This is a genomic window from Simonsiella muelleri ATCC 29453, from assembly GCF_002951835.1.
Taxonomy (GTDB): domain Bacteria; phylum Pseudomonadota; class Gammaproteobacteria; order Burkholderiales; family Neisseriaceae; genus Simonsiella; species Simonsiella muelleri.
In genome coordinates, this window is the sequence record NZ_CP019448.1 from 105,404 (window position 1) to 118,851 (window position 13,448).

General features: G+C 41.9%; 8 protein-coding genes. 7 read left to right on the forward strand and 1 reads right to left on the reverse strand.

The features are described 5' to 3' along the window. The first annotated feature begins 34 nt into the window (after positions 1 to 34). On the forward strand, positions 35 to 2,512 hold the full coding sequence (locus BWP33_RS00550; RefSeq protein ID WP_002642628.1) for a glycogen/starch/alpha-glucan phosphorylase: 2,478 nt from the start codon (positions 35 to 37) through the stop codon (positions 2,510 to 2,512). Between the two features lie 8 nt (positions 2,513 to 2,520). Here the strand turns inward: BWP33_RS00550 and BWP33_RS00555 are convergent, their stop codons facing one another. Beyond that, positions 2,521 to 3,603, reverse strand: a complete 1,083-nt coding sequence (locus BWP33_RS00555; protein WP_002642627.1) for a hypothetical protein — start codon at positions 3,601 to 3,603, stop codon at positions 2,521 to 2,523. A gap of 193 nt (positions 3,604 to 3,796) precedes the next feature. Between BWP33_RS00555 and BWP33_RS00560 the strand changes: the two genes are divergently transcribed. The 6 genes from BWP33_RS00560 to BWP33_RS00585 all read left to right on the forward strand — a co-directional run bounded on the left by BWP33_RS00560 (position 3,797) and on the right by BWP33_RS00585 (position 13,164). Further along, on the forward strand, positions 3,797 to 4,324 hold the full coding sequence (locus BWP33_RS00560; protein WP_002642626.1) for a disulfide bond formation protein B: 528 nt from the start codon (positions 3,797 to 3,799) through the stop codon (positions 4,322 to 4,324). Positions 4,325 to 4,433: 109 nt separating this feature from the next. Continuing rightward, positions 4,434 to 5,642: a uracil-xanthine permease family protein gene (locus tag BWP33_RS00565; protein WP_002642625.1), complete on the forward strand. Its 1,209-nt coding sequence runs from the start codon at positions 4,434 to 4,436 to the stop codon at positions 5,640 to 5,642. A gap of 285 nt (positions 5,643 to 5,927) precedes the next feature. After that, positions 5,928 to 6,749: a ShlB/FhaC/HecB family hemolysin secretion/activation protein gene (locus BWP33_RS00570; protein ID WP_002642624.1), complete on the forward strand. Its 822-nt coding sequence runs from the start codon at positions 5,928 to 5,930 to the stop codon at positions 6,747 to 6,749. A 75-nt stretch (positions 6,750 to 6,824) separates the two neighbouring features. Then, the gene (locus tag BWP33_RS00575; RefSeq protein WP_002641156.1) at positions 6,825 to 7,580 is read left to right on the forward strand and encodes an IS5 family transposase; all 756 of its coding nucleotides are present in this window, start codon (positions 6,825 to 6,827) and stop codon (positions 7,578 to 7,580) included. Positions 7,581 to 7,590: 10 nt separating this feature from the next. Beyond that, positions 7,591 to 8,424 (forward strand): ShlB/FhaC/HecB family hemolysin secretion/activation protein, encoded by an 834-nt coding sequence (locus BWP33_RS00580; protein WP_081578979.1) that lies wholly within the window; start codon positions 7,591 to 7,593, stop codon positions 8,422 to 8,424. 33 nt (positions 8,425 to 8,457) lie between these two features. Beyond that, positions 8,458 to 13,164: a hemagglutinin repeat-containing protein gene (locus BWP33_RS00585; RefSeq protein WP_002641308.1), complete on the forward strand. Its 4,707-nt coding sequence runs from the start codon at positions 8,458 to 8,460 to the stop codon at positions 13,162 to 13,164. Positions 13,165 to 13,448: the final 284 nt, after the last annotated feature.

The following is a 13,448-nucleotide window of genomic DNA, read 5'->3' on the forward strand; positions in this document are numbered from 1 at the left end:
CTTTACCCATACAAATTTGTAGAAAGTCAATCAAATGTCTGAAAATACACTACATTTTAAAGAATACGAGTACACCATGCCTTTGCCGAGTGTGGAAAAAATTCGTCAATCCATCGTGTACAAACTCATTTTTATTTTGGGTGTAGACCCGAAAGATGCCACGTCTGAAAATTGGCTAAATGCCGCGATGTTTGCGGTGCGCGATTTGATGACGGAAAGTTTCTTACAAACACGCCGCGCCCATGAAAATGGTCAAAAACGCATGGTTTATTATCTTTCTATGGAATTTTTGATGGGACGCGCTTTTACCAATGCGTTGGTCAATCAAAATTTATATAATCAATTTAAACAAGCATTTAATGAATTGGGTTTGGATTTAGAAAGCATTGCCGAACACGAGGCAGACCCAGGATTGGGTAATGGTGGTTTAGGACGTTTGGCGGCGTGTTTTTTGGATTCATTGGCGACTTTGCGCATTCCTGCAGTGGGTTATGGGATTCGTTATCAATACGGTATGTTCAAACAAGAAATCGTGGACGGACAACAAATTGAAAAACCCGATTTGTGGCTAGAAGACGATATGGAATGGGAATTTCATCGCCCCAATAAACGTTTCGCTGTGAATTTTGGTGGACACATTTATCAAGATGGCGAACGTACGGTGTGGCAGCCCAATGATGAAATTGAAGCCATTGCTTACGATGAAATTATCCCTGGATACGGCGCACAAGTGGCCAATCCGTTACGTTTGTGGACGGCTCATACCGCCAATTTATTCAATTTAGATTGTTTTAATTCAGGCAATTACATTGACGCAATAAACGAAAAAATGAATGATGAAAACATTGCGCGTGTTTTGTACCCTAATGATTCTACCGAAGCGGGACGCGAGTTGCGTTTAAAACAAGAATATTTTTTGGTGTCGGCATCGGTGCAAGATATCGTGGCACGTCATTTGTGTCGTGCGAATGATATTCGTACATTGGCAGATACGGTAGCGATTCACTTAAATGACACGCACCCCGTTTTGGCGATTCCTGAATTAATGCGAATTTTGATTGACGTGCATCAACTGAATTTTGACGAGGCATGGGATATTTGCCAACGCGTTTTCTCCTATACCAATCACACGTTAATGAGTGAAGCGTTGGAAACATGGTCGGTGGGTTTAATGGCGCATTTATTGCCCCGTCATTTGGATATTATCTATAAAATCAATGCCAAATTCCTTGCATTTGTACGCGAACAAGGTTTTGATGAAGAATTCGTGAAACGCGTTTCCATCATTCAAGAAGGCAATGACCGCCGTGTCCGCATGGCATGGTTGGCTGTGGTTACCTCTCACAAAGTCAATGGTGTAGCGAAAATTCACTCTGATTTGATGAAAACGTCTATTTTTGCAGATTTCGCGCAATTGTATCCAGACCGTTTCTTGAATGTAACCAATGGGGTAACGCCACGCCGTTGGATTGAAATTGCCAATCCACCATTAGCGAATTTGTTGGATAATTATTTAGGCGAATCGGATTGGCGTTTGCATTTGGATAAATTAACCAAACTCAATGATTTGGCTGATGATGCAAATGTTCAGGCTGCCTTTGCACAAGTCAAACGTCAAGCCAAAGAACGTTTGGCGGATTATGTGGCGCGTGAATTAAATATTCACATCAACCCAGACGCGCTATTTGACGTGCAAATCAAGCGCATTCACGCTTACAAACGCCAATCCATGAACGTATTACACATCGTAAATCGCTATTTGCATATTTTGGCAAATCCCAATGCCAATTGGCAACCACGCGTATTTATTTTGGCAGGTAAGGCAGCATCTGCTTATGTGGAAGCAAAACAAACCATTCATTTAATTAATGATATTGCAAAAACCATCAATTCAGATGAACGCATTAGAGATTTGATTAAAGTGGTGTTTATTCCAAATTATGGCGTGAGTTTGGCACAAATCATTATTCCAGCCGCCGATTTATCGGAACAAATTTCATTGGCAGGCACAGAAGCATCAGGCACCAGCAACATGAAATTTGCCTTAAATGGCGCATTAACCATTGGCACATTTGACGGCGCAAACGTGGAAATCCACGAACGTGTCGGCGATGAACATAGCTTTATTTTCGGTCATTCAGTGGAACAAGTTCAAGCGTTGCGCCACAATGGCTACAATCCATACGATTTCATTGACAACGATATGGATTTGCGTAACACCGTCCAAGCCATTGCGCAGGGAATGTTTTCACCAGAAGACCCAAATCGCTATAATAGTTTGATGCATAATGGAGATTTTTATCAGCGTTACGCGGATTTCCGCAGCTATGCGAATGTGCAAACCCGCGTTGATGAACATTACCGTAATCAAGCTGCATGGCGCAAATCTGCCATTGTGAATATCGCGAACATGGGTTATTTCTCGTCTGACCGCTCTATTGCAGAATATTGCGAAAAAATTTGGCAAATCAAACCATTAACTGAAGAAGAATTACCCAACAATGGACGTTAATCCGTGTTTCAGGCAGCCTGAAATAATGGATTAAATCCCGAATATTCCTGCGCTTGAGGATAAGTCGGCAACTCTTCATCTTCGCCAAGTGGTTCATTTAATTGCGTGATGTTTTCCACTTGGCAATCTACCATTAAATCTAAGAAATTTTGTTGCACCACGCCAATATTTTCGCGTGGCGACAATGTCCATGTAAACACCTGTGGTTGCAAGCCATACGCTGCTTCCGCTGCCCCAAAACCAAATTCTAATTTTCCGCCTGCTCTGGCAGCCATTACCACGCCCACGCGCGGACATTGCATTCGAATCGCCCGAATCGCATTCGCCGCAAACACATCTAATGCCATGCGTAGGCGCATATGGTTGGCTTCAGCAAGCGCAGCTAACGGCGTATTGGCAGCAAGTGGATTGGCAAACAGGGTAACGCCTTTTACTGCTAAATTTTCTTGCCATACCTGCATCAATGGTAAAGCTGCATCGCGCAACGGTTGCCCTAAGGCAGCCTGAAGATTCACATCACCATAACCCAACGCATACACCACATGAACAGATTGATCAGCAGGCATACACAACGCGGTAGTCGGTAAACTAGCCGCAAATTGTTCAGCTGCCTGAAGATTTTGTTTGGCGGCGTACCAAGCATCGGGTTTGATTTGTGCAAAATCTTCGGCACGAATCAGTTGCGGCAACCATTGGGCGCGACTCAGTGGGCGTGTAGTCGGGTAATTTGCCAAACACGCTGCCAGTTCCATCGTGGGTGCATGATGGGTTAATTCGGTCGCTTTTTTTGTCCCCGACACCAGCACCACAGGCAAGGCAAACCATTGAATTTCATCGTCGGATTTGGCTTTTAGTACATCGTCCAAGCTGTCCATTAACGCGGTGTAGGTGGGTGCATCAGGCGACATACTCATTGCCACAGACAAACCCAAATAAAAGTTTTGCGCTAACATTTCATTGATTTTACTACGAAGTTGCTCAACGGCTAGGCTGCGCCCTGTGCTTTGGTGGGCGATTTGTTTGGCGTAAAGCAGCAAATCATTTTTCACAGGATCGGTGGGATAGGGGCGTGTGTCTGGGAGTAATTTCATGATAATCGTCTCATTTTTGAATGAAAAATAATTTTCAGGCAGCCTGAAAAAATGTGGCAAATTGTAAACCATTTTTCAGGCTGCCTGAAACAGCATAGTCATCTTTTTAATTTTAAACGACTATAAAAGACCATGCCAATTTAATGGATTTGGTTCTATAATGATTGGTTTTTTCTAAATGGGAATATAGGTAATGAGTTTAGCAATAAAATGGCGTGGGTTGGCGTGGTATCGTAAAGTGTTGATGGTGGTGTTTGCGATTGGTTTGATGGGGAGCTTGTCATCATTATTGGCGCAATATGTGATGGGGCTGAATCCGTGCGTGATGTGCATTCAACAACGCGTTGCCATGATGGTTATGACGTTAATGGCTGGAATAAGTTTATTGTTGCCAGTAGCGAAAAGTTGGGCGCGTGGGTTGGCGGTGATGTTGGCAAGTATACCTGCGGTATTTGGGGGGTATATTGCGGCAAAACAATTGTATATTCAAAGTTTACCGATAACAGAACAGCCCTCTTGTGGTGCGCCGTGGACGTTCAGGCTGCGTGGTGCGCCCTTGTTTGATTTATATGAGCCGATTATTCGTGGGACGGGTGTATGTGGCGAAGTCTACAAGATATTGGGTGTGGCATTACCGATGTGGTCGTTACTGTTTTTTGCACTGATGTTGATGGTTTTGTGGGGTGGATTGTTATTGAATAAGCGTTTTTCATTTTCGTGAATGCGCAGGCTGCCTGCAAAAATATTTTGTGAATTTCCATGCGTGAAAATACGCCAATCGGCTATAATCCGAGCCGTTTCTTTTGTTCAAATGGAATGGATTGGAGATTATGTTACATCACGCAAAAACAGCACTGGCTGGCGCACAAATTTTATTTGTGGCGTTTGGTGCTATGGTGCTTGTTCCTTTATTAACGGGTTTAAATCCTGCACTGGCTTTGCTGGGTGCGGGTTTGGGTACTTTATTGTTTCAGTTGGTGACAAAACGTAAAGTACCTATTTTTTTGGGTTCATCATTTGCGTTTATCGCGCCGATTATTGCGGCAAAAACGCAATGGGGTGTCGGCGCAACAATGTTTGGTTTGTTTGCGGCTGGCTTTATGTATTTTATCTTTGCTGGATTAATTCGTTGGCGTGGGTTGGAAGCGGTGCATAAATTGTTGCCACCTGTTGTAATTGGTCCTGTGATTATGGTAATTGGTTTGTCAGTAGCCAATTCTGCCAGCAGCATGGCAGTTGGCAAATCAGGCGATACACAAATGATGGAATATGGCACAGCGGTATTGATTTCGGCATTTACATTTGGCGTAACGGTGTTGGTTACAGTATTTGGCAGCAAAATGATGAAATTAATCCCGATTTTAATTGGTGTGGCATCGGGTTATGTGTTTGCGGCGATATTGGGTGAAGTGCATTTTCAGGCGGTGCTTGATGCGCCGTGGTTTGCTGTACCCGAATTCACAAAACCCGAAATAAATTGGTCTGCGGCACTTTTCATGCTGCCTGTAGCGATTGCTCCTGCGATTGAACACATTGGCGGCATCATGGCAATTGGCGCGGTAACGGGTCAGGATTACACCAAAAATCCAGGTTTAGACAAAACGCTGACGGGCGATGGTTTGGGTGTATGTGTGGCGGGTTTATTGGGTGGGCCGCCTGTTACGACTTACGGTGAAGTAACGGGTGCGGTGATGATTACCAAAAACAGCAACCCCATTATCATGACTTGGGCGGCAATTTTTGCGATTTGTATGGCTTTTTTGGGTAAATTCAATGCGTTTTTGGCATCCATTCCGTTGCCTGTGATGGGGGGCGTGATGCTGTTGCTGTTTGGGACGATTGCGTCATTGGGTTTGAAAACGCTGATTGATGCGAAAGTGGATTTGATACGCCCCAAAAATTTGGTTATTGCCAGCTCTACATTAACGGTGGGACTCGGCGGCATGGTGGTCAAAATAGGTGATGTGGCGTTAGCGGGTGTGGGGTTGTGTGCTTTATTGGCGATGATTTTGAATGCGGTTTTGCCTGATAAAGATTGAATTTTCAAGAAAATAAAAATTTTTTATAGCCGGCAACACAGTGATATTTTTAATTTTAAACGACCATAAATAATCAGGAAACGCAGACATTTTGTCTGCGTTTTGGTTTTCAGGCTGCCTGAAAACTTTCTCAATCAAATCCGAATGAGTTTTGCAAGCAAAATGGCAAATTTGCGTGGCTAAAATGAATATCTTTGATACAAAAAATTTTACTTTCAGTGAGTTAAATTAGATAATAATGCAATTTTGTATCAATTATTTTCTTTCATTACCTAACTTCAAATTATGAAACACGTAATTTTCCCTTTAATTGTGTTGTCAGCAACGACTCAGGCAGCGGATTTGCCCACACCACCCAATGCCATCAACGACGAATGGCGCAATAATCGCCAAGAAATTCGCGCCATTGAAGATGCACAACGTGAAGAAAGCGCGTGGAAATTGCAACAAAAGCAAAATTCCTCTACCACGCAGCCTGATGAACAAAATACGCAGTCTGAAAATTCAGAATGTCTTCCTAATCAAAAAATTCAATTGCAAGGCATCACGTTGGTTGATGCTCACACTTTCAGGCTGCCTGAATGCGTGAGCGAAGCCAATCTCAACAAATTAAGCCGTGAAATTACAGCTGCTTATATTAAAGCAGGCTTTGCTGGTACACAAATTGATTTTATCCAACAAGATGACACCGTCATTTTCAAAGTCAAAGAAATGCGGATTCGTGAAATCACGGGCGGCAGTCGCACGGTTAATATCGGCACACTGTTTCCCAATCACAAAAATCAGCCCGTCAATATTCGCTATTTAGACCAAGGTATTGAACAAGCGAATAAATTAACAGGCAATCAAGTCAGCATGGACGTGTATCCACACGATGATGGCACAGCGTCTATCGCATTACAAAATCAAAAAAGCAAAGGTTGGTTTGGACAAGTCGCCATAGATAATAAAGGCAACAAAAATAATCGTGGCGTAATTCGTGCTAATGCAGGTGTGGCAAGTCCATTGGGATTATCCGACAGCGTGTATTTGGGTGCGTACAGCAACACGGCTCAAGGTAATGGTCATTTTAATCGTGGTGCCAATATTTATTACAGTTTACCCTAGGGGCTATTGACAATTCAAAAAAAGAGGCAAAGGATTTAAGATATTGTTTCCACGCAACCATCCCAAACCTTTGCCATGTCCCGAAACACGCTTACAAATGAAACATGGTCAAGACTGTTGCCTATTTTGAAACAGCTTGGCATTTATCGCAAGAAAAATTTACGCAAAACAGTAGAAGGTATCCTATTTCGCTTACGTACAGGCTGCCAATGGGCTGATATACCTAGTTATTTTGGTAAAGCAAACAGCCTTTACCAAAGTTTCAATCGCTGGTCTAAACGCGGTATTTTTACCCGATTATTCAAACATTTGGTAGATACACCCGATATGGAATGGGTCTTTATGGACGGTAGCCATATCCGCGTTCATCAACACGGTATGGGTAAACAATCCATTACGCATCAAGCTGTTGGTAAGAGTATCGGTGGTCATACGTCTAAAATTCATTTAGCGGTTGATGCTTGTGGTAATCCAATTGAATTTATCATTACAGCTGGTAATGTAAATGATATTGTTGTTGCGCCTGATTTATTGGCACAATTGGATTTAAGTGATAATGAAACCGTGTGTGCTGATAGGGGTTTTGACAGTGATACTTTTCGTCGGTTAATTCAGTCTAAACAAAGTAAAGCCAATATTCCATATAAGAAAAATAGAGAACATCTTAATGTGGGCACAGATTGGTATTTATATAAAATCAGGCACTTGGTAGAAAACGCTTTTGCACGATTAAAGCATTTTCGTGCGCTGGCAACACGGTACGATAAATTAAAACGTAATTATGAAAGTACTGTATCATTAGCTTGTGCTTTGATTTGGTTGAAATTATAGCTAAAATGTCATTAGCCCCTACGGTGCATGGACGTTTAGCGCATATGGCAGCACTTCGCGCAGTCGTTCCATTACAAAATTTAACGTAACTGGTACAGAAATTGCTTTAGATTACAATAGTAAAACCACAGCCGCAGGCGTGAAAACAGAACGTGTGATTTCTCGTGGGCAAAAACACATTACTTATGCACATTTAGGCGTGGATTATTTAAATATTTTGAGTGAATTTGGTGGCAGCAAAATTGATATGCAAAGTCCCAAATTGGGCGTGGTGCAAACGGGCTTATCGCATTCACAAACATTAGATTCAGGGATTTGGATAAGCGGTTTTACCGTTGAACGTGGCACAGGATTATTTGGTGCAAAAGATTTGGATACATCGCCTTTTTCCAGTCATTTCACAAATTTCCTTGCCAATACATCGCTAGCACAATATCGGCGCAAAGGCAATTGGATTATCCGCAATCAACACACTTTAGCCGCGCAACACAGCGATGACGATTTGTATAGCACCAAGCAAATCAGCATCACAGACCGCAATTCTGTGCGTGGGTTCAATCAATATAGTTTGAATGGCAATACAGGGATTTATGCGCAAAACACCTTGTTTGCAAAAAAGTATTTGCCCAATCAATTTTCAATTGAACCTTATATTGGGATTGACGGAGGTTGGGTAAAAGATGAAGGGTGGCAACGTGCGTTTGGTGGAGCGGTGGGCTTGAATGTGGCTTATGGCAATCATTGGCAAATGGGTGTGGAATCGGCTTACGGTTTCGCATTTTCCAAAAATAGTGACAAAATTCGTCAGCGTCAAATCACGGCTTCCCTTCGCATGATGTTTTAATTTTCAGTATATTCATTTTCAAGGATTTAAAACATGAAAGACAGTACTCAATATAAATTATCCACTTCAGGCAAATTAGCCGTTGTGATTAGTTTGGCATATATGGGCGCACCTGCGTTCGCTGCCAATATTGAAGCCGTTCAAGGTGGCGCACAAGTTGCACAAAAAAATGGCGTGGACATTGTGAACATCGTGAAGCCAAATGAACAAGGCTTGTCTCACAACCAATTCAACAAATATAACGTTAGCCAAGCTGGTGCAGTGCTGAATAACGCATTGCAAGCAGGTCAATCTCAATTGGCTGGTCAATTGGGTGCAAACAATAATTTGCAAGGTCAAGCCGCATCTGTGATTTTGAATGAAGTGGTGAGCAAAAACCCATCTTTGATTTTGGGTCAGCAAGAAATTTTTGGTATGGCCGCAGATTATGTGTTGGCTAACCCTAATGGCATCACTTACAACGGTGGCACAGTCATCAATGCACCACGTACTTCTTTGGTAGTGGGTACGCCTGATGTGGTAAACGGCAAATTGGAATCTTTTACCGTTGGTGCAAATGGTTCTAACGCAGCGTTGAATGTAAAAGGTAATGCTGGCGCAGTGTCTATTTTGGATTTGGTTGCACCACGCGTGATTGTGAACGCTGGCGCAAAAGTTCAAGCTAAAGATGCGGTAAACGTGGTTTCAGGCAGCAATAAAGTTGGTTACGCCAATAACACCGTTGAAAAATTAGCACAAACAAACAATGCGCCTGTATTGGACGGTCAAATTTTCGGTAGCATGAAAGCTGGCTCTATCCGCATTCACTCAACCGATAACCGCGCTATACAATCATTATCTAATGCCAATATTCAAGCAGACAATTTAGCAACTGATGTGGCTGGTAAATTACACGTTACCAAGTCCAAACTGGCTGCTAAAGACATCGCATTGAATGCAAAAGATACCGTTATTGATGGTCAAGTAACAACTACTGGTAACGATAGGCCAGTTACGCAAGAAGGCTGGAGTGCAACTGAACATCGCGTTCGAGTAAAAAATACCAAAACTCATTCTAGCCAAACTTATGAAGGCAGCAATATTAATGCCACAAATAGCCTGAAGTTGTCTAATACGGGTAATGTACAAATCACTGGCGCAACCATTCAAGCAGGCAGCTTGGATATTGATGCCAATAATATTAGTGCAAATAACGTTGTTACCACAAATAAATCAAGCGAAGTCAATCGCCGTTATAAAGGCTTGTGGCACAATCAAAAAACCGATGTAGCAGAAACCCAAACTGTTCATCGTACTGATATTAAAGTAGCAGGCAATGCGTCAGTTAATGCTTCAGGCAGCCTGAATTTACAAGGTACTGCTTTAAATGCTGGTCAAGATGTCAAATTGAGTGGCGCAAAAGGCGTGAATTTGACTGGTAACGTAACCACCAACAAAACCGAAAGCGAAGTAGATGTTCGTAATGAAAGTGGCAAATTAAAAACAGGTAAAGCCTCTAATGCCAGCGTAACTCAAACATTTACCGCCACTGAAATTAAAGCAGGTGGTGATTTAGGTTTGAACGCAACCGATGGTACTATTTCTGCGATGGGTTCAAAAATTGCTGTGAACGGCAACGCAGTAGTAAGTTCAAACAAAGTGAATTTTGGTACAACCAAAACCAATACCAGTAGCACAGTTGATGACAAATTCAAATATTGGGGCGGTCTTGCTGGCGGCGCAGAGGATGGTCAAACACGCACACGGGAAAATTTGCAAGCCACTTCTTTGATTGCTAAAGGCGATTTATTGATTGGCGCAAAACAAGGTGTGAATATTTCTGGTAGCACAGTTAAAGGTAATAAAAGTGCATCTGTGAATGCGGGTAATGGCACTTTAAATATCACTGCCGCTAAAACCAGCAACAGCGAATCTCAACACAAACGCCAAGGTACAATTTTCAACATTACCAAAAGCCGCCTGAAAAAAAATCAACAAACTGAAGTGGTAACAGGTTCTACTTTGGCATCGAATACTAATTTGCAATTGGTATCGGATAAAAATGTGAATGTATTGGGCAGTGCTTTGAAAGCTGCTGAAAAATTAGGCATCAAAACCGCAGGTAATTTGAATATTGCCACAGTGGCGGCTCACAGCACCAGCAGTGAACAATCCACCAGCATCAAAGGTTTTGCCGAAGGCAGTACCAAAGTGGACGCATCTATTCAAAAACCAGTAGCAGAAGCCACTGGGGGTGTGGGTATTCGCTTTAGCAAAACAACCACAACAACTGAAACCAATAAACACACTGGTTCAGACTTGAATGCAGATTCAATTGATTTACAATCTGGCGCAACTGCAACGCTTTCAGGCAGCCAATTGAACGCGAAAAAAGATGTCACTGTAACCGCAGAAAACATCACTACTGAAGCGGTTCAAGATACCGTTAAAACCGATACCAAAGCTCGTGTAACCGATGTGGGCATCAAGGCAACTGCGGGTGTAACCAACTTTGATCCAAAAGTTTCCATTCGTGTTGGTGTGGATAGTGGCTTTGTGGAAGTGGACAACACTAAAGGTACAGCGGCTGTATCGGGTATTTCTGGTGAAAATGTTACCTTACAAGCGAATAAGAACATTGAACACGAAGGTACAAACATTAAGGCAACTGGTGATTTAACGCAAAAAGCCACACAAATTACTCAAACTGCTGCTAAAAACACCGATAACACCACAACAACAGAACATTCTGGTGGTATTTTCGTGGGTGCAAGCGCATCTGTTGGCAGTGGATTTAAAGCCAATGCGGGTATTTATGGTAAAGGTGGCAAAACTGTTGCAGAAAGCACTCAAGCCGTCGCAACCAATGTATCAGGCAATAATGTTACTGTTGCAGCAGCCAATATTGCTGATGTTGGTACGAATTACACTGCGAATAAAGACGTTAAGATTGATGCAACCAATAAATACACCAATGAAGCTGCTACTGACACAGCAAATTCTGTAGCCAATCATGGTGGTGCTGATTTAACAGCCACTATTGGTACCAAAGATTTCACTGGTGCTAAAGTTAATGTGGCTTTGGGCATTAATTATTCACACAATAAACAAGCCAGCACTAAAGCACAAATTGGTCATATCAATGCTGAAAATGTGAACATCACATCTAAACAAAACTTGGATTTAGCATCAAATATCAATGCGAGCAATGAAGTTAATTTAACTTCAAAAGATGGCAATGTGAATTTGAATCAATCTAACGATACATCAAACTCAACTAAAGCAAATGCCAACTTGGGCATTGGTGTTACGGTAGATGTGATTAAACCTGCTGTTTCCTCTGTTAACGGTAATGTCAATGTAGATTATGCAAATGCCAAAGCAAACACAGGTCATGCTGGTGTGATTACAACGTCAGGTAATGTGAATGTAACCGCCAATCCAGGAAAAGACATCAATATCAATGGCGCAAGCATTATTTCTAAAGGTAATGTTACGTTAACTGGTGCTGATGTGAATAGCCAAGCCATTACACATTCACATGAAAAAACCAATGTCTCTGTTGGTTTGAATGCAAATGTTAGCAAAGGTTGGGTTGACAAAGAAGAACAAGTTACTAAAGAAAAAGAGATTCAATACCAAGTTACCAATGCTTGTGGTTGCACTCACACAGTTACAGAAACTGTTCAAACAACCGATACTGTTGTAACGTCTAAAAATGTTGTAACTGGTGCAGGTGCTGGTATCAATGTCGGTGTAACTCATGAACAAGGTGTCAGTCATACTGCCAACCAATTGGTTGCTAAAACCAAAGATACTGTAGGCAAACCTAGCCCTGATACTGAAGGTAATGTGTTGCAACCAGGTGAAGCTACCAAAGGCGAAGGCTTGAAAATTAATGCTGGTAAAGGTATTAACTTAACAGGTACGAATGTTACTGCTGAACAAACCATTTTGAATGCTAAGAACGGCGACATCAACTTGGGCAGTGCAGAAGGCAGCCTGAAACGTACTGGTGCTGGCGTGGGATTGAGCTTAGATGCTAATCTGGCTAATGGTTTCAAACCAACTGGTGGCAGTTTGAGCATTGACGTAGATACCGCTAAGAACAAAACCTACACAGGTAGCAGCGTGAATACCAATAATTTGACCATTAATACCAACAAAGACTTGAACTTGACCAGCAGCACCATTACTGCAGGCAATGTGAGCGGTAAAGTTGAAGGTGGATTGAATGCAACCGCACAACAAAATGTAACCAATGAAGTGGCGGTTAATTTGGGCATTCAAGGAGCTAAAGGATTGAATCCAAATGAAATTAAACCAAAAGATGTACCAAGTGTTTTGGTTAATGATTTACAAAATGGAACGATTTTGGGTCATAAAGCGGGCTTCAATTTAGGTATTGATGTTGATAAATCCAAAAAAACTCAAGCCACTGGTATTACCAGCAATCATTTGAATTTGGATGTTGCTAAAAATACATCTTTGCAAGCAGCTAACATTCAGTATGGTGAAGGTTCAGGTTTGGGTAATAGTCAAGTCAACGATTTGGGGCAAAATATCGATAGCAGCAAAAAAGTAGATTTCGGTATGGATATCAGCACAAATGTACCTAAAATGGTTGATTATGGTATTCAACACGCGAAAACAGGTACTTCGCCATTGTTCCATAACAGCAGCAGCAAAGGTGTAACGCAAGTGGTGGCTACCAGCGTAACACAAACACCAACAACTGTTGCACCCGTGGTTATTGAATAATCTATTGGCTATTCATTAAAATAATTTAGTTGTTAAAACAACGCGCCATTTATCAAAATAAGTGGCGCGTTTTTTTAGAACCTGTATCCATCGCGCTTGGCTGTGAATACAGATTCTTAAATTTTGATTTTTTCAAAGGCTGAAATCTTTGCAAAACCCAAAAATTAACCTAAATCTCGTCATTCCCGCGAATGCGGGAATCCAATAGCAAAATTTAGATAATTGATTTTATTTGATTGATTAAAAATCTATTTAAGATTAAAAATGGATTACCGCCTGCGCGG